Source organism: Corallococcus exercitus, from assembly GCF_042231735.1.
GTDB lineage: Bacteria > Myxococcota > Myxococcia > Myxococcales > Myxococcaceae > Corallococcus > Corallococcus exercitus_B.
This window is the reverse complement of the sequence record NZ_CP102577.1, coordinates 8707414-8728913: the sequence shown is the minus strand read 5'-3', so window position 1 is coordinate 8728913 and position 21500 is coordinate 8707414. Positions and strand designations below refer to the sequence as shown.

Genomic DNA, 21500 nt, shown 5'->3' with positions numbered 1-21500 from the left:
CTTGCGTCAGGGCGTGCCCTTCGCCGGCGCCGCTCCCTTCTTGGGGGACGGCGCCGGAGCCGTTTCGGGCCCCAGCTCCCGGAACGCCTCGCGCACGGCATCCGGAGAACCGCCCACCTTCGCGGCGACGCGGCGGGCCTCGGAGGGAGACAGCCGGCCCAGCAGGCTGCGCTCCAGGTGCTGATCCACGAAGGCCTGGGTGGTGTCCTCCTTCAGGTCCACCAGCTCCCCCTTCGCGTCCAGCACCGGCACCACGCGCGGCGAGTTGAGCAGCAGCACCGTGGGCACGTCCACGGCCTTCACCCGGCGGGCGACCTCGTCGCGCAGCTTCGGGTCGAAGTGGATGCCCTTCTCCCGCACCAGCGCGCGGATGCCCTCGTAGTCGCCAGTGGCCTTGATGACCATGAGCCTGGAGAGCAGCTCGCCCACCGCCTCGCGCATCTTCGCGTAGTCGGGAACCACCAGGTACGTGCGGCCGTTCTCCGACACCTGCTTCACCACGCCCTTCTCCGTGAGGAACGTCACCGTCATGTGGTGGCCGCGCTGGTGGTCCTCCTCGAACGCGTTGCCCGTCTCCACCCGGCGCAGGTTGGTGAGCCCCTCCACCAGGAAGTCGCGGTACATCTGCCGCGCGATGGCCTCGTGGTCCGGGGACAGCTCCGCGAGCGCCGGGTCGAACGCGTGCCACAGCGCGACCAGGTCCGCGCGCGCCTCCTCCAGCGTGTTGTCGTACTCCTTGAGGAAGACGGACGGGGACTGGCCCTTCAGCTTCGGGTCCACCTGGCCGGAGGCGTGGCCCAGCACCTCATGGAAGGCCACCAGCCACTTGCGCGCGGTGACGGAGTACTTCTGGGCCTGCTCGCGGTCCTCCGCCGTGCGGGAGAACTCCAGCGCCAGGGGCAGCCGCGTCACGGCGGAGGCCGCGTCCATGACGTTGGTGATCATCACGCTCTTGCTGCCGTACTTCTCCCGGATGTGCTGCTCGTTGGGCAGGTTGATGCCCGCGGGCGGCTCCGGGTGGGACGTGATGAGGTTGATGGCCTTGGCGACGGGCAGCGCGACCTTCTTGCGGCGGTACTTCTGGGGCCACGGCAGCCGGTCCTCGAAGTACTGGGCCTTCTGGCCCATGAGCACCATGATCTGGTTCTCCTGCGTGTCGCGGTAGTTGATCAGCCCCTCCCACTGGCCCTTGTGGCCGCGCGGGTCGACGTACGTCTCGATGAAGCCCAGGTTGGCGTCCACCTTCGGATCCACCTTGAGCCACGCGATGTTGTACGCGTCCCAGTCCTTCGGGCTGCCCGTCTGGAAGTAGCGCACCAGCTTGCCCAGCGCGGCCTTCTGCGCGGGCTCCGCGGACTTCATCGCCTCCTGGAGGTGCGCGATGACGCGCGAGAGCTCCTTCGCGTACAGGCCCGGCTTCACCTTGCCGTCCGGCGTGCCCGCGCGGAACACCTGCTCCACCAGCTTGCCGTCCTGCTTCACCACGCGCGAGTTGAGCGGGTACTTCTCCTTGAAGCCCGCCAGGTCCTTCTCCGTCACGCCGGGGCCATAGGCGGTGTTGGAGGACGCGGTGAGGATGTCCTGCCCCGGCGGCGGGGCCTTGGAGGTGAGCTGCGGCTCGAAGCTCGCGTCGAAGAGGGTGGGCTTCAGGTCCTGGAGCCAGGCCTGGAGCGCGGCGTCGTCCTTCACGGACCAGGGCGCGCCGGCCTTGAGCGCGCGCGAGGCGCCCGCGGCCAGCTGCTCCGCGGTGAAGCCCGGGACGAACTTCTGGCCGGTGGCGCTGTCGTGGTTGCCGCCGTGCCCGTAGAAGCGCAGCAGGTAGTCCGCCAGCTTCGCGTCGAAGCCGGACGCGGCGCTCTGTGCGTCCCGGCCGAAGAGCCACACGCCCTCCAGGAGCTGCTTCGCCGGCACCAGCTTCCAGCCGAGCTGATCCAACGCGATGTCCTCGCCCGCGTGCGCCGCGAGCGTGAGGGACCACGCCACGCGCTTCTCCGCCAGGGACAGCTCCGCGATGCCCGGCGCGAACATCTGGGCGACGGCGGTGTTGCCGGAGCGGGCGCGGAGGAACTTCCCCCCGGGCACGGTGAGGGTGGGCTGCGCGGCCTGCGCGGGCCCGGCGTCGGGCGCCAGGGACTTCGGCGGGGTGGCGGGCGCGGCGGCGAGGACGGCGGCCAGCAGCAGGGGCTTCATGGCGGGCTCCGGGGAGACGTGACGGGACGTGGCTACCGCGCGCGCGGGGTGGACTCAAGCCGCGCGCCGAAGTCCCCCCTCACCGCCGGACAGAGCCCACCCGGGGGACGGCAGGAAATGCGCGGCGCCCGCCCCGCTCGCGCAACGATTGCGCCTGAGCCTCCGCCGCCGGACATGGCCGTGCCCAGCCCGAGGGGACCGCGAGGAGGAGGGCCTGGCGGCGGCATGAGGCTTGAAGTGCCGGGAGTCCGTCAGGCAGTCCCCTCCCGCTCGCTGGAGCCAACGCCCATGTCCCGCGCATCCTCCCTGCCCTCGTCTCGCGGGCTCCTGCTCGCCGCGCTCCTCGCCTCGGGCTGCGCGGGCTCCGCGCGGGAGACCCGAGCGGAGCGCTCCACGCCCCTGCCGCCCCCGCCCACCTCGGTGGCGCTCACCGTCGGTTACGAGGAGGCAGTGAGGCTGGGGGCCGCGTACGCGAGGAACCAGGGGCCGGCCCTGGAGCTGGTGATGGCGAAGCAGGGGGCCGCGTCCTGGTGGCTGCGCTACGCGTCGCCGGAGGGACACGCCCTCCTGGACCTGCGCGTGGATGGACAGACGGCGGCGGTGGAGCCCATCCCCCTCCCGCCTCTCCGCGCTCGCGCGGAGTGAGCCCGCCGGAAGACAGACTCCTTGCAGTCATTGCCACCCGTTGATGAAACTGGAATCGGGCTCCAGGTCCCAAGGAGGTTGCACTGGCGACGCTCATGATCGTGCTGCTCGGCGCGGTGGCCGCGATGGTGGCGATGATTGCCTATGCCGCGGGCTATCTGACCGCGAACGGGGTGGGGCGCCTGGTGCTGCTCGGAGGGTTGGCCCTGCTCCCGCTGGCCGTCAGCGGGGCCGGCGTCGCGGTGGGCGTGCGCGAGTCGAGCCAGACGCAGTTCTGCATGGGCTGTCACGAGATGGAGCCCTACGGGCAGAGCCTGTTCGTGGACAACCCCAACGCCCTGGCCGCGGTCCACTACCAGAAGCGGCTCATCAACCGCGACTCCACCTGCTTCTCCTGCCACACGGACTACGCGCTCTTCGGAGACGCGAAGGCCAAGCTCAACGGCCTGCGACACGTCTGGGTCCATTACTTCGGGACCGTCCCCCCGGAGCCCCGGCTCTATCAGCCGTATCCCAATTACAACTGCCTCCACTGCCACAACGATGCGCGCGGATACCTGGAGGTCGGGTCGCACCGGGAGCTCCAGGCGGAGCTCCAGAGCGGGGCACGCTCGTGCCTGACCTGCCACGACCTCGCGCATGACATGGAGGGCGTGAAGGCCCAGAACTTCTGGCTGCCGGAGCGACAGCGTCCATGAGTCATGAAAAGCGCATCCGGGTGGCGGCCCTCTTCGTCCTGGCGGGGCTGCTCATCCAGCTGTTCGCACGCCTCGCCTGGTCCCCGCTGGCCTTCGTGGTGTCCACCGCGGTGGGCGTGCCCCTGGTCCTGCTGGGGATCCTCCTCTACGCCATCACGGTCTGGCGAATCCTGAAGGAGCAGAAGGCCCTATGAGCGCCGCTCCCGCCCAGCGCACGGGGTGGTGGCGGGCCGGGCTCGCCCTCCTCCTGCTCATCACGACGCCCATCTTCGCCGTGAACTCGCCGCAGGACGTCCGGCTGCCTCCGCTCAAGGCGCGCGCCGCGCCGGCTCCGGCACTGTTCTCACACTGGGGGCATGGCGCCATGCACTGCTACAGCTGCCACCCCGGCACGTTCCCGCAGGCCCCGCTGGGCTTCACGCACCAGGACATGCGAGAGGGCCGCTACTGCGGGAGCTGCCATGATGGGCGGGCCGCCAGGGCCCAGACGTCCATGGACTGCGAGGCGTGCCATGCGCGCCGCTGAGCGGACGTCCTGGCTGCTGCTCGTCTGCGCGTGGGTGCTGGCCGTCCCCGGCGCCGCGCGGGCGCAGTCGCAGGAGGAGAAGCGGCGGCAGCTCCAGGAGCGGCTGGGCATCCAGCCCGCGCCCGCGTCCCCCGGGCAGTCACAGGCGGCGCCCGACGCGGGCGTCGCCGCCCCGGGAGCGCCGTCGCCTGTCGTCCCCCCGGGCGCCGTCCGGAGCCCCGCCACGCCACCGGCCCGGATGCCTTCCGCCACGGCCCGGCCGCGCACGCCGGACTTCGAGGAGGACGCCCGGCCCATCCTGGAGAAGGCGTGCAAGTCCTGCCACGGTCCGGAGGGCATGGCGTCCAGGACCCGCTGGGTGCTGCGGGGCGAGCCGGAGGACTACGACGCCACCGTGCGTTTCGTGCAGCCCGCCGCCGCGGCCCAGAGCCCGCTGCTCAAGAAGGGCACCGGGACCTCGCTTCACGGAGGCAAGAAGTCCCTCGCGGTGGAGTCGGCGGAGTACGCGACGCTCCTGCGGTGGATTGAAGGGGGCGCCCCGCCCGGCAGGGCACGGGGGGGAACCCAGGCGGCGCCGGTCGCGTCCGCGCACGCGGCCTCACGCCCGGCGCCCACCCCGGCGCCTCCCGTGCCCGCGCACTCGGGTTCGCTCCCCACGGCGCCTTCCGCGTCCAGCCCGGCGCCCACCACGCCCTCTGGTGACGCGAGCGCCAGCCCGCCGCCAACCCCGGTGCCCTCCAAGGAGGCCCCCGCCGCGCCGCGCTTCGCGCCCCAGGTCCACGAGGTGCTGCTGGCGGACTGCGCCAGCTGTCACGCCGCCGACGGGATGGCCGGCGCCAGCCGCTACGTCACCCACACGGCTCCGGACGCGCACCTGCGCTCGGTGACGCCCCTGGTGGTGCCCGGTGACGCCGCCAACAGCCCCCTGTACCAGCGTGCGAAGGGGGACTCGCATCCGGGCGGCGCGGTGTGGGAGCCGGGCAGCACGCAGCTGGCGCTCCTGGCCCGGTGGATTGACACGGGAGCGTCGGGAGCCGCCCCACCCGCCACCGCGAGCGCCCCCGTGGCCACCGCCGCGCCCACGCCCTCCGCGCCCGCCCCCGCCGGGCCTCCGGTCCCGGCGGGCCCGCATCCGCATGCCGGCGTGCCGCTGGGGACCTTCCCGGTGCTCGGCTCGCTGAGCCTGAACGGGCGCTTCGACCTCAACTACGAGCGCGTCAACTACAACGACCATCCCTTCAAGTCGGAGGGCGGGAGCGCGCTGCGCAGCTACCACCACTTCCTCTTCCTGACGCGCCAGTCCGCGGAAGATCCGGTGACCCTCACCCTGGAGGTGCTGTCGTTGCAGTTCTGGGAGGTGGGCTACCGCGTCAGTGGCGGCTCCTGGCCGGTGAAGGTGTTCGCCAAGGGGGGCAAGGTGCTGGTGCCCTTCGGCGGGGATCCGCTCTTCCACCACAGCTACGGCGGGCTCGCCGGCTTCGACCAGCGGGTGCTCCCCGTCGTGTTCGCCCGGGAGGGGCTCACGGTGAACGTGGAGCGCCGCCTGGGGCCCCTCGCCTTCTCCGGCGACGCCTACGTCATCTCCGGCTACCGGCTGAAGCGCGCGGACGCGGTGCTCAACCTCCAGTCGGACCTGGCACCGCTGGAGGACACCCGCCTGGGCGTCGGGGCGAGGCTGGGCGCGGCGTGGGGACCCATCAACCTCTGGTACTCGCCGTACTTCAATTCACTGGGGTTCGGCCGCCGCCTGTTCCTCCAGGCGCTGGACGTGGCCGTGTGGCGTCCGCGCGGGCTCCCGGTGCTGGAGCACTTCTCCCTGGGCGCCGGGCTGCTGCGCGCGGATGTCTCCGGAGGCGAGGCCCAGGGCTACGGCGGGCCGGGCGCGGACTCCTACCACTTCGCCAGCTACCTGCAGCTGCGCTACCACCCCACGGACTGGCTCTACGTCCAGTACCGGCAGGGGCTGCGCACCTTCGGGAACCGGCGGGGGCTCATCCTGGATGAGAACGCGCTCACCCGGGAGGACGGCTCCAGCCACAACGTGGGCGTGATGGCCCGGTGGCGCGGCCTGAGCGCCGGCCTCTTCCAGTACTGGAACCTGGAGAAGACAGACGAGACGCCGGACGACTTCACCCGGCTGGTGGTGGCGTATGAGTTCTGATTCCCGCATCCAGCCCCTGGCCGCGGTCCTCACGGCGGCGGTCGCGCTGCTCGTGGGCTGCGCGGACTTCGAGCGGGGCCCGGCCGCCGCCGACGCCGGTGTCACGCCCGTCGACGGCGGTGGCAACGGGGATGGCGGCGACGCGGTGTCCTTCGAAACCGACGTCCATCCGCTCCTCACCACCGGCTGCCAGAGCTGCCATCGCAGCGGAGGGTCCGCGGGCTCCACGTCCTTCCTGCTGACAGGCGAGTCCGACGCGGACTACGCGGCGGCGAGCGCCCTGACGGACAGCGCCAATCCCTCCGCCAGCCGGCTGCTGCGCAAGGCCGCGGGCGCGGGCCACGGCGGCGGGGCCATCTACGGAGCGGACACCCCGGAGTACCAGACCCTCCTGTCCTGGATCTCCGGAGGCGCTCAACCATGATGTCTTTCATTGCCGGGAAGGCCCCCATGAACCGCTCCCCCCTGCTCCTGGCCGGGCCGCTGCTGCTGGCCCTGGCGCTGAGTGCCTGCGCCAGGCTGGAGACCCCCCACCCGGAGATCGTCACCGACGGTCCGCACGCGGTGCTCGTGGGCCAGACGCTCCAGCTCACCGCCACCACGCGCGAGGCCACCGATGACGGCTATCGCTGGGAGAGTGAGAACCCGGCCATCGCGACCGTGGACGCCGCCGGGCAGGTGACCGGCGTGGGCGCGGGAGAGACGGCCATCAAGGTCACCGGCACGAAGTCCAGGCTGGAAGCGCGCCACGTGATGGTGGTGATGGGCGCCCTCGCGGGCGACGCCGGCGTCGACCCCAGCCAGGTGCCCTACTTCCTCGCCTGGTCGGGCTCGCCGCATGCGGACACCACCGCCGAGGCCTTCTCCCACTGGAACAAGGACGGCCTCGTGCCCACCAGCTGCGCGCGGTGCCACAGCTCCGAGGGCTACATCGACTTCCTGGGCGGCGACGGGTCCACCGCGGGCAGGGTGGATGCCCCCGCCCCGACACAGTCGGTGGTCCGCTGCGAGACGTGCCACGACAGCGCCGCCGCCAGCCTGACCTCGGTCACCTTCCCCTCGGGCAAGAAGGTCACCGGCCTGGGCCCGGAGGCCCGGTGCGTGGTGTGCCACCAGGGGCGCGCCTCGGGGAAGGACCTCGACGCGCAGGTCGCGGACGCGGGCGTGGTGGGCGAGGACACGACTTCGCCGGCCCTGGGCTTCACCAACATCCATTACTACCCCGCGGGCGCGACGCTCTTCGCCAGCCAGGCCGCGGGCGGCTACCAGTACGCGGACCAGGTCTACGACTCGCGCTTCCGCCACGTGCCTGGCTTCGACAAGTGCAACGAGTGCCATGAGCCGCACAGCACGCGGGTCCGGTGGGACGCCTGCGCCACCTGCCACCCCGGCGTGACCGACGTCACGAAGGCCTGGGACATCCGGCAGATTGCCTCGCGCAATCAGGACTACGACGGGGACAAGAACCGCGCCGAGGGCATCTACCATGAGATCCAGGGCCTGCGGGACCGGCTGCTGGCCGCCATCCAGCGCTACGGCGCGGAGCGGGCCCAGCCCCTCTGCTACGGCAACACCCACCCCTACTGGTTCCGGGACACCGACGGGGACGGGACGTGCGCTCAGGCCGAGTCCGTCGCCACCAACGCGTACGCCAGCTGGACCCCGCGCCTGCAGAAGGCGGCCTACAACTACCAGCTGTCCCGGGTGGACCCGGGCGCGTTCGCGCACAACGCGAAGTACATCCTCCAGCTGCTGCATGACTCGACCCAGTCGATGAACAAGGCGCTGAGCGTCCCCTTCGACACGTCCCTGCTGGTGCGCAACGACCCGGGCCACTTCAACGGCGCCAGCAAGGCGGCGCGCAACTGGGACACCAGTGAGACCGTCCAGGCCAGCTGCTCGCGCTGCCACAGCGGCGCGCAGGGCTACCGCTTCTTCGTCCAGTACGGAGTCGGCCAGCAGGTGCCGGAGACCGCCAACGGCCTGGAGTGCTCCACCTGCCACGAGAACTTCGAGCCGGACTACGACGTCTTCGTCCCCGCCCAGACGTGGCTGCCGGACGGCAAGACGGTGAACCTGCCGGGCCAGGACAACCTCTGCGCCAACTGCCACATCGGCCGTGCGTCCAAGGCCACCCTCGACACGGCGCTGGCCGCGGGGGGCACGCCGCGCTTCCAGAACGTGCACTACCTGCCGGCCGCGGGGACGCGCGAAGGGACGCTGGTCCGGATTGGCTACGAGTACCCCAACAAGACCTACGCCGGCCGGCTCACGCACATGGGCGGGGTGCAGTGCACCAGCTGCCACGTCCCCGGCAAGAGCAACCACACCTTCCGCATCCAGGACGTGTGGGGCGAGCGCTGCAGGACGTGCCACGCGGACCAGACCGAGGCGGCGCAGCTCCGGGTCGTCCACGTGTCGGACTACGACGGAGATGGGAACACGGCCGAGTCCCTGAAGGCGGAGGTGGAGGGGATGGCCGCGCGCCTGCTGACCGCCATGCGCGGGGTGACGGGGAATGGCCTCTGCTACAACGGCGACGTCAATCCGTACTTCTTCAAGGACACGGACAAGGACGGCACCTGCGGCGCCACCGAGTCCGTCTCCGCCAACGCGTTCGCGCCGTTCACGCCGGCGCTCGTGAAGGCAGCGCACAACTACCAGCTGAGCAAGAAGGACCCGGGCGCCTGGGCCCACAACTTCAACTACATCGGGCAGCTCCTCCACGACAGCGTGGAGGACCTCACCGGGGCGGCCCCCTTGAACATGCTCCGCCCTTGAGGGTGGAATCCGCGCGGAAGCACCGTCGCGCGCCGGGACAGGCCCAGTGCGCGACGGCTGCCGAGGAACGCGGACCCATGAAGCCCTTCTTGCTCTTCCAGCCCTCTCACGCGGCACGCATTGGCCGTTGGGCATTGCTCGTCCCCCTGCTCGCCCTGCTCGGCGGCCCGGTCGCATGTGGTGACGACCCGGACGATCCGCGTCCAGACGGTGGCACCCAGACCGTGGACGCCGGCTCGGATGCGGGCACCGACACCGACGCGGGTACGGACGCCGATGCGGGCACCGACCCGGATGCGGGCACCAGCGCCGATGCGGGCACCGACGGCGGCACGGTGGCGTGCACCCCGAGCGGCTGGGTCGACGCGACTCCGGACCTGAGCATCATCCAGGACACGTCGCGGGACATCCTCGTCCGGCTGCAGGCCATCCCGGGCCTCACCGTGCAGGAGAACCCCAGCGGCGCGAACGTGCCCGCGGGCTACCGGTTCTTCATCCTGCGGTACAACCAGCCGTCGGACCACGCCCACCCGGAGTGCCAGCGCTTCGAGCAGCGCGTGACGCTGCTGCACAAGGCGGACGCCAGCCCGATGGTGCTCTCCACGAGCGGCTACAACGTCTCCACGGGCACCGGCCGCACGGAGCCCACGCAGCTTTTGTCCGCGAACCAGCTCGCCGTGGAGCACCGCTTCTTCCCGCCCAGCATCCCGTCCCCCGCGGACTGGAGCCACCTCACCATCCGCCAGTCCGCGGATGACTTCCACCGCCTCACCCAGGCGCTCAAGCCCATCTACACCGGCAAGTGGGTGTCCACCGGCGGCAGCAAGGGTGGCGAGACGGTGGTGTTCTTCCGCCGCTTCTACCCGGACGACGTGGACGCCACCGTGGCGTACGTGGCGCCCATCGCGAAGCGCAACGACGAGCGCTTCGTGACGTTCCAGGACGGCGTGGGCGGGGACGCGCAGCTCGCCTGCCGCGAGCGGCTGTGGGCCTTCCAGCGTGAGGTGCTCTCGCGCCGGGACCAGATGCTGTCCCTCGTGGACGCCTACGCCCTGGAGAACGAACTGTCGTACTCGCAGCTGGGCCGGGAGCTGGCGCTGGAGCACGCCGCCATCGAGACCTACTTCGCCTTCTGGCAGTACGACGTCGCGTCGCGCTGCGCCCAGAACATCCCCGACCCCACCGCGACGGACCAGGAGCTGTTCGACGCGATGGACCGCCAGGTGGGCATGAACTCCTTCTCGGACCAGGGCCTCCAGCCGTACGCCGCCTACTACTACCAGGCCGCGGTGGAGCTGGGCTGGCCCCAGCCCTACGAGAAGCACCTGGGCGCGCTCATCCGCTTCCCGGACACCGACACCGGTGAGGTGTACTCGCCGCCCGGCATCCCGTACGTGTTCCGTCCGCAGGCCATGCCGGAGATCCAGGACTGGGTGTCCACGCAGGGACAGCGCCTGATGTTCATCTACGGCAGCCACGACCCCTGGACGGCGGCGGCCTACGCGTTGGGCAACGCGCAGGACTCCTACCTGTACTCGGTGGCGGGCGGAAACCACGGCTCGCGCATCAGCCAGCTCCCGGCGGCCCCGCAGGCCGAAGCGAAGGCCACCCTCAACCGCTGGATGGGCGTCTCCCCCGGCCTGAAGCGCGCCCCCAGGTTCGTGCAGTCAGAGGAGCCGCCCGTCTTCGGGCCCCACGTGCCGCCCCGCCTGCGCGAGGCGTCGCGGAACTAGTCCGACTGTCGGACAGGTTCGCGGGCCGTCCCGGGGGGCACCCCGGGGCGGCCCGTCGTCGTTTCAGCGGCCCATCTTGTACGGCCCGCCCCGCTCCAGGGCCCGCTGGTACGCGGGGCGCGCGTGGAGCCGGTCGAGGTAGGCCGTGAGGTTCGGAAGGTCCCCGAGCAGCCGGAAGGACTTCGCCGCCTCCAGCACGAAGGAGAGCTGGATGTCCGCGCCCGTCAGCGAACCGCCCACCAGGTACTCGCGGCCCTGGAGCACGCCCTCCAGGTAGCCCAGGTGGTTCCTCAGCTCGGAGTCGATGCGCGGCTTGATGGGCGCCGCGGCCTCCCCCAGCCGCTTCACGTAGAGCAGTTGCACGATGGGCAGCATCGCGGAGCCCTCCGCGTAGTGCAGGAAGTGCGTGTACGCGTCCAGGTCCTCCGACGCGGGCGAAAGCCGGCCCTGGCCGTACCTGCGGATCAGCGTCTCGATGATGGCGCCGGACTCCGCCAGCACCCGGCCCCCGTCCTCCACCAGCGGCGACTTGCCCAGCGGGTGGATGGCCTTGAGCTCCGGCGGGGCGAACCCCGTCTTCGGGTCGCGCTCGTAGCGGACGACCTCGTAGTCGAGCCCCAGCTCCTCCAGGAGCCAGAGGATGCGCTGCGAGCGGGATTCGGAGAGGTGGTGGACCTTCAGCATGGTGAGCGGGCTCCTCGCGTCCTGCCAGCGGGACGCAATGGGGCACACTCTCCCAGGTCGCGCCTCCGGACCCGCACGGTCCGGAGGCGCGGTGTTCAGCACTAGAACGCGGTGCCGCTGGCGCGCTTGCCGGGCGAGCTGCCCAGGCTGGACACGCCCGTGTGCAGCACGAAGCCGCCCGTGGAGGACGCATCCGGGCTGCGGTTGGCGGACACGCCGTCCGTGCCCGCGAGCGACGAGGCGAAGGTCGCCGTATCCACCGCCGTGCCCGCGCTGTTCTTCAGCGTGACGGTGTCACCGCTGTTGCCCAGGCCCAGCGTGCCCGTGGACGCGGCCACCGCGCCCGTCGTCCCGGACGGGATGCCGGACGCGCCGCCGAACACCACCACCGCCTTGCCCGCCGCCACGGACGTGCCGCTGGCGAAGGTGTGGCGCACGCCCGTGCTGTCCGACACCGTCCAGCCGCTCAGGTCCACCGCCGCGGTGCCGCTGTTGACCAGCTCCACGAACTCGCCGTTCACGTCAGAGCCCGGCTCGTTGATCAGCACCTCGTTGATGAACACGTTGCCCGTGCCGCCGGAGCTGCCCGTGGTGATGGCGAAGGCCGCGTTGGACAGGTCGCTGACGGCGGTGTTGCTCGCGTCGCTCACGCGCACCCACGCGTTGGTGCTGGCGGTGCCGGGCACCGTCCACGCCACGCTGCCGCCGGACGCGCCCGTGCTGGACGTCACCGTCGTCCAGGTGGAGCCGTTCAGCGAGTACTCCACCTTCACGTTGGTGACGCCGGACGCCGTCCAGGTGATGGTGTGCGAAGAGCCGCCCACCCAGCTCTCACCGCCGTTGGGCGACAGCACCGTCACGGAGGAGGACGCGGTGCCGTCCCCCGGGATGAGGAAGTCCTTGATGACGCCCATGTGCTGCATGCCGGACGCGCCGCTGTCGCCCGACACCGCCGGGGAGATTTCGGAGATGGGCGAGTACACGCGCGTGTCCGCCACCAGGCCGTTGGCGAAGGTGCTGGAGCCGATGACGACCGCCGTCTGGTAGGCGCGCAGGTCGTTGTCCACCAGCACGTGGTCGTACGGCGAGTTGCGGCCCGCGTTGGTGTTGGTGTTGCCGTTGCGGTCCGCCGGGTACGGCGACGCCGTGGACACCACGCTGGAGAAGGTGCTGAAGGTCGCCTCGCTGCGGCTGTTGGTGTTGAAGTCGCCGCCAATCACCAGGTAGTCGCTGGCGGGCACGTTGGCGTTGATGAACTTCACCAGGTTGGAGGCCTCCGTGTTGCGCGTGCCGGAGCTGGTCGTCAGCAGGTGCACGCTGATGGCCCACAGGTCCTTGGGGCCCGGGATGTCGATGCGCGCCCACGCGAAGTCGCGGTTGGACACCTGCGTGTCGTCCCACTCACCCGCGGCGATGATGGGGTAGCGGCTGATGATGCCGTTCGGAATCTGCGCGCCGGCCTCGCGGTAGTACGAGAAGCCCGTGCCGAAGGCGGTGTCCACGAAGGCGCGGATGTCCGCCGCGGAGTCCGACCCGTAGTTGAACTCTTGAATCATCACGATGTCGGCGTCGGTGCCCTGGAAGATGCGGATGCCGTGGCCCGGGTTGTAGTCCTGCCCCGTGCCGCTGGTGATGTTCGCCGCCATCAGGCGCAGCCGCACGTTCGCCAGCGAGTCCTCGCGCGCCGCGAGCTCCGGCGTCGCCGTCTCCGCTTCCGCGTCCACGGAGCCACCGCACGCGCTGAGCGCCGCGCACACCAGCGTGAAGGACCACGTACGCCAGGAGACAGCAGGCCGCCGGAAGAGGTCTTGTTTCAGGCTCACGATGTTTCACCCTGCTCCCGGTGAACCCGGGAGCCATGGAGGTTGAAGGACGTCACGGCAGCGCCGCGGACGCAGTATTCCGCGTACACGACGCCTCCGCCGTTTATCCGTCACATTCTTTGAAACGTTGCGTGAGTGGCGCATCCCGCCCGTCGGGGACGCGCAATGTTACGCATTGTTACATCGCGGCCGTGGTGGACAGCGCGACGAAGGCGTAGCGCAAACCTTTACCCAGGGTGACGAAGACGACGAAGGGCAAGGGGCGCACGCCCACGAAGCCGCCCGCGAGCACGAACGCGTCCCCCAGGATGGGCAGCCACGCCATGAGCAGGGCAGGCGCACCCCAGGTGCGGAGGTTCGCTTCGACCCGCGCCATGCGGGGGCCCTCCTTCTCCCGGCGGCGCGCCACCCAGCGGCCCAGGGCCCCGCCACCGCCGCGAGACACCCACTGCCCGAGGATGTAGAGCGTCAGCGCCCCCAGCACGTTGCCCACGGTGGCGACGACGGTGGCCATCACCGGCGGTGTGCCGTTGTAGATGAGGGCGGCGAGCATCGCCTCGGAGGGCACCGGCACCACGGAGCCCGCCAGCATGGCGACGAAGAACATCCCGGGAAGGCCCCAGGCGGACAGGGTGGACGGCTCGGCGGGCATGGGAGGCCTGGGCCATACACCCGGTCCGGGGCGCGCGTCTTGTCCGGCGTGTCGCTCCCTTCCTTGCTCGCCAGCCCCGTCCCCCGGGGTCTGGGGCTGTCCGGCGACGGGGCCCTCCCGGCGGCACGGGTTGTAGACGCGAGTGGGGGTCCCCATCGTCCCCGCCATGCGACGCTCGACGCGCGAACGGTCAGGCATGCGGTCCATCGACACCGAGGATGAGCGGATCGCCTCCCTGCTCGTCGCGGAGCCCCCGGCGCTGCACTTCGAGGGCTCCCGGGACCTGGTGGTGCGGCTGCGCGACGGGCGCAGCTTCGTCCTCACCGTGCTCACCCTGGAGGCACTGGAGGCGCGGCTGGGGAGTGCGCCGTCCTACGTGGCGCCCGGCATCGTCCTGGTGCGCCGGCTGTCGGACGGCGCCCTGCTGCACGCGGTGCGCTCCGCGATGGACCAGGGCCTGGAGCGGTTCGGCACGCTCCAGCCGCTCATCGAAGAGTAGGCGGCGAGGAGGTGGCGTCAGGGCTCGGCGGTGCTACAGGCCGGGTTCACGCTGGGAACCGGACGCCGCATCGCGGCGCGCGCGTGACTTCCTCCGGGAAGCGCGGCGCCGTGATTATGCTGCCCGCCCGATGGATGAACCCGGCCTGCAATATCCCGGAGAAGCCCTGCGCAGCTGGCTGCGCCAGTTCGCCAAGACACCGCTGGCCGAGCCGACGTTGAAGCTCCTGGTGGTCCTGGCGGACACGGTGTTCTTCGCGAGCCTGGGCCGGGAGGAAGGCGAGGCCACGCGCGTGCGCATCGCCTACCACGCGCAGGGGTTGCAGGGCCTGCAGGCGGTGCGCGAGACGGTCTACGTCGGTGGACAGAAGGGCAAGCGGCAGGCGTGGGAGACGCTGCCCCTGGAGCCCAAGTCGAGCATCACCGACTTCAGCGTGGAGGCGCTGGTGAAGCTGGCGCCCGCGGCGCACCTGCCGCGCACGGCGGTGGTGGTGGGGCCGCGCGAGGGCAAGCTGCGCATCCAGGGGCTGGCGCGCCGGGTGGAGTACACGGAGTTCCACGCCGAGGGCGAGGAGGACGTCTTCATCCTCCACGCGCCGGAGCCGGGCCACCTGGTGGTGAGCACGCAGGGGCGCGAGGTGTTCCGCTACGAGCAGGGCGCGCCGGTCCCGCCGGGCCGGCGCGTGGCGTTGCACGACCTGCTCTTCCACGAGGACAGCGCGGTGCGCGCGGCGCTGATGGAGATGTGCTCCACGCTGGTGGAGTCCCTGCCGAAGGTGCAGCCGCTGATGGGCGGCAACCGCGAGTGGTACGTGTCCAACGCGGTGCAGGGGCTCATCCGGAAGATGGCGGGGCTGCATCACGGGGGGCTCATCGCGCTCCTGCCCAAGCAGCACGACGTGGAGCGCTTCCGCACGCGAGGCAAGTACGTGTTGCCGCCGGAGCAGGGCTCGCTCTTGCGTCAGCGGCTGCAGCGCTTCGTGCAGGCGCGCGCGGACCTCATCAACGGCGCGTGGCAGGCGGAGGCCGGCAAGGCGGCGGAAGAGGAAGAGGATCCGGAGCTGAAGAAGGCCGCCGCCGAGCACGACGACAAGGCGACGGAGAGCGACTTCCAGGCGCTGGTGGAGAGCATCGGGCAGTTCACCGCGGTGGACAACGCGCTGGTGCTGGGGCCGGAGCTGGAGGTGCTCTGCGCGGGGTATCAGATCGCCATCCCGCGAAGCGGTCCGCCGCAGGTCTTCGAGGCGCGCACGCTCCAGGGAAGGCCCGGGCCGCACTACCCCATCAGCCAGCACGGCTCACGCCACCGCGCCGCGGCCGTCTTCGCCAACCAGCACTCGGGCGCCATCGTGTTCGTGGCGTCCCAGGACGGCCCGCTCCGCTGCCTGCACCGGCCGCCCGGCAAGAAGAAGGTGCTGCTCTGGAGCCTCCTGCTGACGGAGGACTGAGGCGCCAGGGGCGTTAGCGGAACAGGGCATGGCGAAGCGCCACTTCCGATTGTCAGAAGACGTCTACGCACCAGGGCGCTGGTACCTGGGTGATCCCGTCGATGAAGCCTCCGTGGAGGTCGAAGACCCATGGATGTTCAGCGCGGGGAGGTCCATCCAGGCCCCAAGCCTCCTCCGATTTCCCATCGACGAACCTGGAAAGCCGCTGGACTACTCCGGAGCAGGCATCGGAAGCCCCCCTATCATTCACGTCAAGCTGGCCACCGTGTTCGCGGAGCTTGCACCTGAGGACCTCCAGCTCTTCGCTGTGGACATCCCGGGGCACCCTGAGCAGTTCAGCATGCTCGTGGCCACCCGGTTGATCCGCTGCATCGATGACAAGGCCTCCCGGGAAGTGGAGTACTGGGATCCCATCAAGCACAAACAGCCCGAGAAGGCAGGCCAGTACGCGTCCGTCGCGGGAATGCGCATTGACCCGTCGAAGGTGGGCAACGCCAAGGTCTTCCGCACCTGGGGCTGGAAGTTCGCCCTCATCGTCTCCGAGGACATCAAGACCGCCCTGGAGCGCACCGGCGCCACCGGCATGTCCTTTACGGAAGTGTAGTGCCGTCAGGTTGGAAGCCGGCGAACGAGAGCCCTGGGACAGCCTCCGGATTGTCATGGTACAATCCGAGCCATGTCCCGCTCCAATTGGAAGCCCCGCTTGAAGCGCTCCGAGGGCCCCCTGTACGGGGCGCTCGTCGATGCGCTCGCCGCGGACATCAGCGCGGGGAAGCTGCGCGCGGGGGACCGGCTGCCCACGCACCGGGAGCTCGCGAGCACGCTGGGGGCGTCGCTGGGGACCGTGACCCGGGCCTACGCGGAGGCGGAGCGACGGGGACTCATCTGGAGCCAGGTGGGCAATGGGACGTTCGTGAGGGACCTGCGGGAGGGAGACCGCTACTCGCCCCAGCTCGACCGGACGCGCATCGACCTGGGGCCCACGGCGGTGCCCATCGTCCCTGGGGACGTCGGGCATCTGGCGCTCGCCGCCGCGCTCCGGCGGCTGGGCGAACGCGCGGACCTGGGCGCGCTCAGTGGCTATCAGGCGCACGCGGGCACTGGAGCCCAGCGCGCGGCGGGGGTTCGCTGGTTGGAGCTCGCGGGGGTCCCTGCCACGAGCGACGAGGTCCTCGTGTGCGGCGGGGCCCAGCACGCGACCTTGATGGTGCTGTCCCTGCTCGCGAACCCGGACGGCCTGCTGGTGGAGGACGTCACCTATCCGGGGGTCCTCGCCGCGGCGGAGCTCCTCCGGCTGCCCATGCATCCGGTGGCGCTCGACGCGGAGGGGCTGGTGCCTGAGTCACTCGCGGAGACCTGCCGGAGGACCGGGGCGCGGGTGCTCTACTGCACGCCCACGAACCACAACCCGACCACCGTCGTCATGCCGCTGAAGCGGCGGCAGGCGCTGGTCGAGGTCTGCCGGGAGTTCGACGTCACCCTCATCGAGAACGGCGCGCTGGCGCCGCTCGTGGCGAAGGCGCCCGCGCCCCTGGCCGCCCTGGCGCCCGAGCGGACGTATCACCTGGCGAGCCTGTCCAAGGCGGTGCTGCCCGCGCTGCGCGTCGGCTACATCCGGGCGCCGGTCCATGCACGGCTGGCGTTGGAGCAGGCCGCCGCGGCGACGGTCTGGTCCGGGTCGCCCCTGCTGCAGGAGCTGGCCACGCAATGGGTGACGGACGGCACCGCCGAGTCCCTCCGCGACGCGCGCCGGGCCGAAGCCACGGCCCGCCAGTCCCTGGCCGCGAAGGTGCTGAAGGGCCATCCCTACGTCGCGCACGCCAGCGCGTACTTCCTGTGGATGCCCATTCCCGAGCATCGCCGCGCCACGGGACTGGTCGAGGAAGCCGCCGCGCGCGACGTGCTGCTCGGCCCGGCGCACCTGTTCTCGGCCCGTCCGGGCCAGGCCCCCAATGCGCTCCGTGTGTCACTGGGCGCGGCCGGCTCCCGCGAGGAGCTGGAGCGGGGCTTGAGGACGCTGGCGGAGCTGCTCTCCGCCCCTGCACCCCGCCGCCTGGCGTGACGTTTCCATCCACTCCTTCCTGGAGAGTGCCCATGACGTCTTCCCTGCCCCACCGTGATGGACTCCTGTCGCGTGCACGCCTCGCGCTGCTCCTCGCGGGGCTCGTGGTCCCCTGGATGACGGCGGCGGGAGCGGAGGCCGGCGACACGCTCCAGGCGCGGCTCGACTTCTCGCAAGCCTCGCTCCGCTGGCCGGACCGCATCCGGGACACCCTGACGCCGCCCCGGTGGCTGCCCGAGGGCGAACGGTTCGTGTACTGGTCCAGGGTCGAGCCCTACCGCGAGACCTGGGTCCTGGTGGATGCGCAGCGGCGCACCCAGCAGCCCCTGCTGGACGCGGAGTCGCTGCGCTCCCAGCTCACGCAGCTGCTCGGCAAGCCGGTGACGCTGCCCCCGGTCATGCCCTTCACGTTCACCGCCGATGCGAAGGCCCTCGTCTTCGCCCTCCAGGGCCGCGCGTTCTCGTTGGGCCTCACCGGCAAGCGCCTCGTGGCGCTCGAGCCCACGCATCCGGCCGCGCTGTCGCTCGTGCCCGGCAACGTCCTGTCACCGGACGGTGAGGCGGTCGCGGTGCAGCGGGACACGGGGTTCGCGGTGGTGGACGCGAAGGGCGCGGCCCGCGTGGAGCGCACCGGCACGGAGGATGCGCCGTGGCGGCTGCCGGAAGCGGCGTGGTCTCCCCAGGGCCGGTTCGTGGCGGTCTGGCACGACGACATGCGGGGCATGCACCGGCTTCCGCTGGTCGACTACTCCACCCCGGTGGAGAAAGTGACGTGGGTCCCCTACTCCAAGACGGGCACGCCGCTGATGCGCTCGGAGCTGCACTTCGTCACGGTGGAGACGGGGCAGGTGGCGCCCGCGCCGGGTGACGCCGCCGAGAGCTACGACTGGTTCGCGGGTTGGCGTCCGGATGGCAGTGAAGCGCTGGTGCTCCAGCTCTCCCGGGATGGCAAGCGGCTGGACCTGGTGGCGGTGGACCCTGGGACGGGCAAGCGCCGCCGCGTGGTGCGGGAGGAGCGGAAGGACACCTTCGTGGGTGCACTGGACTTCGTGGTGGGCGGCTGGGCCCAGCAGGTGAAGCCGCTGCCGGACAACCAGCACTTCCTCTGGATGTCCGAGCGCGATGGCTGGCGCCACGTCTACCTGTATGACTATTCCGGCAGGCTCGTGCGCCAGCTCACCCGGGGCGCGTTTCCGGTCCACGCGGTGGTGGGCATCGCGCCGAAGTCGGACGTCTTCTTCGTGCTCGCCTCCGCGGAGTCCGGGGCACCCTATGACCGGTTGGTGTATCGGGGGCTGACCGCGGGCGGGGCGCTGAAGCGGCTGACACCGGAGCCCGGCATGCACCGGCCCGTGCTGTCACCGTCTACGCGGTCCTTCGTGGATGGGCACTCCACGCGGGAGCAGCCCCGGGTCTGGGACGTGGCGTCCACGGACGGGCGCACGTCCTTCCGCTTCGCGAAGGCGGACACGAGCGCCCTGGCGGAGCTGCACTACACGCCGCCGGAGGGAATCACGGTCAAGGCCGCGGACGGCGTCACGCCGCTGTACGGCGCGCTGTACAAGCCGTGGAATTTCGACCCGAAGAAGCGCTACCCGGTCATCGACGTCATCTACGCGGGGCCGTTCACCACGGTGGTGCCCTGGAGCTACGTGGGGCCATACGAGTCCGTCATCGCGCATTCCCTGGCGCAGCTCGGGTTCATCACGATGGTGCTGGACGCGCGGGGGACACCGGGGCGGAGCAAGGCGTTCCAGGACGTGAACTACGGCCGCGTGGGCCAGACGGAGATTCCGGACCACGTCGCGGCGCTGAAGCAGGCGGCGGCCAGCCGGTCCTACATGGACCTGGAGCGGGTAGGAATCCACGGCCATTCCTGGGGAGGCTACTTCGCGCTGCGAGGCATGCTGACGGCGCCGGAGTTCTTCAAGGCAGGCTACGCGGGAGCGCCGGGGGCCCTGACGGAAGAAGCCGTCATCAACGAGCCCAACATGGGCCTGCTGTCGGACAACGCCGAAGGCTACGCGGCGGGCTCCAACGAAGCCCTGGCGGACAAGCTCCAGGGGGCGCTCAAGCTGATGCACGGCACGAGCGACGTGAACGCATCCCTGTCCACGACGATGCGGATGGCCCAGGCGCTGGTGCGAGCGAACAAGCCCTTCGACCTGTTGCTCATGCCCGGCGAGGGGCACGGTCCCGGAGGCAGGTACTACCAGGACGACGTGCGCCGCTTCTTCCTGCGGGAGCTGGGTGAGCCCCGGTGAAGCAGCTGGGCTGGGCACTGCTGCTGGGACTGCTCGTGTCGGGCTGCGCGACGACGCGGGTCGTGCGGCTGGAGACAGGCGACGGCGAGCGGGTCGTCGTCACGCCCCGGGAGGAGGAGGACGCATCCCCTGCCGAGGCCCAGCTGGAGGATGACGAGTTCGAGGAGGCCGTGAGGACGCTCGCGCGGGACGTGCGGCCCTTCGCCCATCCCCTGCGCCAGGCGCGCGAACTGTTCGGCCTGCCGGAGCGCAGCGGCCTGTTCGGCTTCCAGGAACGCACCCGGCGCATTGTCCCGCTGGGCGAGGACGAGGCACGCGACCTGCGTCTGCTGGATGCATCGGACGACCTGACGCGCGGCTACAAGCAGTGGTGCGACCAGAAGCGCAAGCAGGCGGGGGACTGCCTGCGGCTGTTGGACGAAGGCCCCTTGCTGGGCAGCGACGGCCGCTATGCGCTGGCAATGGCCATCGCGATGGACTCCGTCTGGCGCGAGACGGCCGAAGCCCTGGAGGGCATGGCGAGTCCCCAGGCCGTCATGGCCACGATGACCTCCACCGTGACGATGTACCTGCTGCTCTGGGCCATGCCCGAGCCCCTGTCCAAGGGGCTCGCCGCCCTCATCACCGCCACGGCGATTGCCTACCTGGGCGTGGACACGGTGTGGCGCATCCTCGATGGGTGGGTGACGCTGGTGCGCCACGTGGACCGGGCCACCACGTTCCTCCAGGTGCGTGATGCGGGCGAGGCCTACGGAGCGGTGCTGGGCAAGAACGCCGCACGCGTCTTCGTGATGCTGACGGCCGCGGCGCTGGGCAACACGGCCGGGCTCGCGATGAAGGCCCCGACCCTGCCGGGCTCCGCGCAAGCCGCGGTCGCGGTGGAGACACAGGCGGGCCTCCAGTTCGTGGCGCTTGGAGGCGTGCGCTCCGTGGCCATGACGGCCGAGGGCTTCACCATCGCGCTCGCACCCAACGCGGTGGCCATGTCATCGCGGTCCGGGAAGCCTCAGCGTCACCACCTGGCCACGATTCGCAATGAGAAGTCCGCGAAGAACGGAGGACCATGGACCCCTCGATTCCGGCGCATCTTCAAGCGGGCAGGAATGGAGCTGAAGGATCCGGAGAACATCGTCGAGGTCCCTGGACACCGAGGCCCTCATCCCAAGGCCTACCATGAGCTGGTACTGCAAAGACTCAACGCATTCACGGGAGATTGCCGGACCGTGGTGCAATGCCGCGAAGCCCTGACGAATGCGCTCCGAGAGCTTGCCGAGGAAGCATCCACTCCAGGCACACCCATCAATCAGCTCCTGACCTTGCGTCAGGGGCGCTAGA

General features: G+C 70.9%; 18 protein-coding genes. 14 read left to right on the top strand and 4 right to left on the bottom strand.

What is annotated here, in order from left to right; all coding sequences use genetic code 11:
* Positions 1-6: 6 nt before the first annotated feature.
* Positions 7-2190: a peptidase gene (locus NR792_RS35175; protein ID WP_375757080.1), complete on the bottom strand. Its 2184-nt coding sequence runs from the start codon at positions 2188-2190 to the stop codon at positions 7-9.
* Between the two features lie 288 nt (positions 2191-2478).
* Here NR792_RS35175 and NR792_RS35170 point away from each other — a divergent pair, with 288 nt between their 5' ends.
* The 8 genes from NR792_RS35170 (at position 2479) to NR792_RS35135 (ending at position 10734) form a co-directional block, all read left to right on the top strand.
* Positions 2479-2835 (top strand): hypothetical protein, encoded by a 357-nt coding sequence (locus NR792_RS35170; RefSeq protein WP_375757079.1) that lies wholly within the window; start codon positions 2479-2481, stop codon positions 2833-2835.
* Positions 2836-2930: 95 nt separating this feature from the next.
* On the top strand, positions 2931-3533 hold the full coding sequence (locus tag NR792_RS35165; RefSeq protein ID WP_375757078.1) for a NapC/NirT family cytochrome c: 603 nt from the start codon (positions 2931-2933) through the stop codon (positions 3531-3533).
* Positions 3530-3727, top strand: a complete 198-nt coding sequence (locus tag NR792_RS35160; RefSeq protein WP_375757077.1) for a hypothetical protein — start codon at positions 3530-3532, stop codon at positions 3725-3727. The genes NR792_RS35165 and NR792_RS35160 overlap by 4 nt, the downstream gene beginning before the upstream one ends.
* Positions 3724-4059: a c(7)-type cytochrome triheme domain-containing protein gene (locus NR792_RS35155; protein ID WP_375757076.1), complete on the top strand. Its 336-nt coding sequence runs from the start codon at positions 3724-3726 to the stop codon at positions 4057-4059. Before NR792_RS35160 ends, NR792_RS35155 begins: the two co-directional genes overlap by 4 nt.
* Complete coding sequence (locus tag NR792_RS35150; protein ID WP_375757075.1) at positions 4046-6220, top strand: hypothetical protein; 2175 nt, start codon at positions 4046-4048, stop codon at positions 6218-6220. The genes NR792_RS35155 and NR792_RS35150 overlap by 14 nt, the downstream gene beginning before the upstream one ends.
* Complete coding sequence (locus NR792_RS35145) at positions 6210-6644, top strand: hypothetical protein (RefSeq protein WP_375757074.1); 435 nt, start codon at positions 6210-6212, stop codon at positions 6642-6644. The genes NR792_RS35150 and NR792_RS35145 overlap by 11 nt, the downstream gene beginning before the upstream one ends.
* A gap of 26 nt (positions 6645-6670) precedes the next feature.
* Complete coding sequence (locus NR792_RS35140; RefSeq protein ID WP_375757073.1) at positions 6671-9001, top strand: Ig-like domain-containing protein; 2331 nt, start codon at positions 6671-6673, stop codon at positions 8999-9001.
* A gap of 77 nt (positions 9002-9078) precedes the next feature.
* Entirely contained in the window at positions 9079-10734 is a 1656-nt protein-coding gene (locus tag NR792_RS35135) for a S28 family serine protease (RefSeq protein WP_375757072.1), read from the top strand.
* Positions 10735-10797: 63 nt separating this feature from the next.
* On the opposite strand, the gene NR792_RS35130 is transcribed toward NR792_RS35135, so the two are convergent.
* From NR792_RS35130 to NR792_RS35120, 3 genes are all read right to left on the bottom strand, one after another.
* Positions 10798-11418, bottom strand: a complete 621-nt coding sequence (locus NR792_RS35130) for a glutathione S-transferase family protein (protein ID WP_375757071.1) — start codon at positions 11416-11418, stop codon at positions 10798-10800.
* 101 nt (positions 11419-11519) lie between these two features.
* A complete protein-coding gene (locus NR792_RS35125; RefSeq protein ID WP_375757070.1) occupies positions 11520-13241 on the bottom strand; it encodes a lamin tail domain-containing protein in 1722 nt (573 codons plus the stop codon).
* A gap of 178 nt (positions 13242-13419) precedes the next feature.
* Positions 13420-13893, bottom strand: a complete 474-nt coding sequence (locus NR792_RS35120; RefSeq protein ID WP_375757069.1) for a YqaA family protein — start codon at positions 13891-13893, stop codon at positions 13420-13422.
* Between the two features lie 196 nt (positions 13894-14089).
* On the opposite strand from NR792_RS35120, the gene NR792_RS35115 reads away from it, so the two are divergent.
* The 6 genes from NR792_RS35115 to NR792_RS35090 all read left to right on the top strand — a co-directional run bounded on the left by NR792_RS35115 (position 14090) and on the right by NR792_RS35090 (position 21499).
* A complete protein-coding gene (locus NR792_RS35115) occupies positions 14090-14392 on the top strand; it encodes a hypothetical protein (RefSeq protein ID WP_375757068.1) in 303 nt (100 codons plus the stop codon).
* Between the two features lie 130 nt (positions 14393-14522).
* Entirely contained in the window at positions 14523-15839 is a 1317-nt protein-coding gene (locus NR792_RS35110) for a putative sensor domain DACNV-containing protein (RefSeq protein ID WP_207051422.1), read from the top strand.
* 28 nt (positions 15840-15867) lie between these two features.
* Positions 15868-16443, top strand: coding sequence for an imm11 family protein (locus NR792_RS35105; protein WP_375757067.1), 576 nt, complete (start codon positions 15868-15870; stop codon positions 16441-16443).
* A 99-nt stretch (positions 16444-16542) separates the two neighbouring features.
* Positions 16543-17901 (top strand): PLP-dependent aminotransferase family protein, encoded by a 1359-nt coding sequence (locus NR792_RS35100; protein WP_375757066.1) that lies wholly within the window; start codon positions 16543-16545, stop codon positions 17899-17901.
* Positions 17902-17933: 32 nt separating this feature from the next.
* Entirely contained in the window at positions 17934-20165 is a 2232-nt protein-coding gene (locus NR792_RS35095) for a DPP IV N-terminal domain-containing protein (RefSeq protein WP_375757065.1), read from the top strand.
* Positions 20162-21499, top strand: coding sequence for an AHH domain-containing protein (locus NR792_RS35090; RefSeq protein WP_375757064.1), 1338 nt, complete (start codon positions 20162-20164; stop codon positions 21497-21499). Before NR792_RS35095 ends, NR792_RS35090 begins: the two co-directional genes overlap by 4 nt.
* The last annotated feature ends 1 nt before the right edge of the window (position 21500 follow it).

Coding starts and splice junctions, on each gene's coding strand:
- NR792_RS35105 (WP_375757067.1), top strand. CDS start 15,868: ATGGCGAAGCGCCACTTCCGATTGTCAGAAGACGTCTACGCACCAGGG.
- NR792_RS35170 (WP_375757079.1), top strand. CDS start 2,479: ATGTCCCGCGCATCCTCCCTGCCCTCGTCTCGCGGGCTCCTGCTCGCC.
- NR792_RS35155 (WP_375757076.1), top strand. CDS start 3,724: ATGAGCGCCGCTCCCGCCCAGCGCACGGGGTGGTGGCGGGCCGGGCTC.
- NR792_RS35110 (WP_207051422.1), top strand. CDS start 14,523: ATGGATGAACCCGGCCTGCAATATCCCGGAGAAGCCCTGCGCAGCTGG.
- NR792_RS35095 (WP_375757065.1), top strand. CDS start 17,934: ATGACGTCTTCCCTGCCCCACCGTGATGGACTCCTGTCGCGTGCACGC.
- NR792_RS35115 (WP_375757068.1), top strand. CDS start 14,090: ATGCGGTCCATCGACACCGAGGATGAGCGGATCGCCTCCCTGCTCGTC.
- NR792_RS35165 (WP_375757078.1), top strand. CDS start 2,931: ATGATCGTGCTGCTCGGCGCGGTGGCCGCGATGGTGGCGATGATTGCC.
- NR792_RS35160 (WP_375757077.1), top strand. CDS start 3,530: ATGAGTCATGAAAAGCGCATCCGGGTGGCGGCCCTCTTCGTCCTGGCG.
- NR792_RS35120 (WP_375757069.1), bottom strand. CDS start 13,893: ATGCCCGCCGAGCCGTCCACCCTGTCCGCCTGGGGCCTTCCCGGGATG.
- NR792_RS35140 (WP_375757073.1), top strand. CDS start 6,671: ATGAACCGCTCCCCCCTGCTCCTGGCCGGGCCGCTGCTGCTGGCCCTG.
- NR792_RS35135 (WP_375757072.1), top strand. CDS start 9,079: ATGAAGCCCTTCTTGCTCTTCCAGCCCTCTCACGCGGCACGCATTGGC.
- NR792_RS35150 (WP_375757075.1), top strand. CDS start 4,046: ATGCGCGCCGCTGAGCGGACGTCCTGGCTGCTGCTCGTCTGCGCGTGG.
- NR792_RS35145 (WP_375757074.1), top strand. CDS start 6,210: ATGAGTTCTGATTCCCGCATCCAGCCCCTGGCCGCGGTCCTCACGGCG.
- NR792_RS35130 (WP_375757071.1), bottom strand. CDS start 11,418: ATGCTGAAGGTCCACCACCTCTCCGAATCCCGCTCGCAGCGCATCCTC.
- NR792_RS35175 (WP_375757080.1), bottom strand. CDS start 2,190: ATGAAGCCCCTGCTGCTGGCCGCCGTCCTCGCCGCCGCGCCCGCCACC.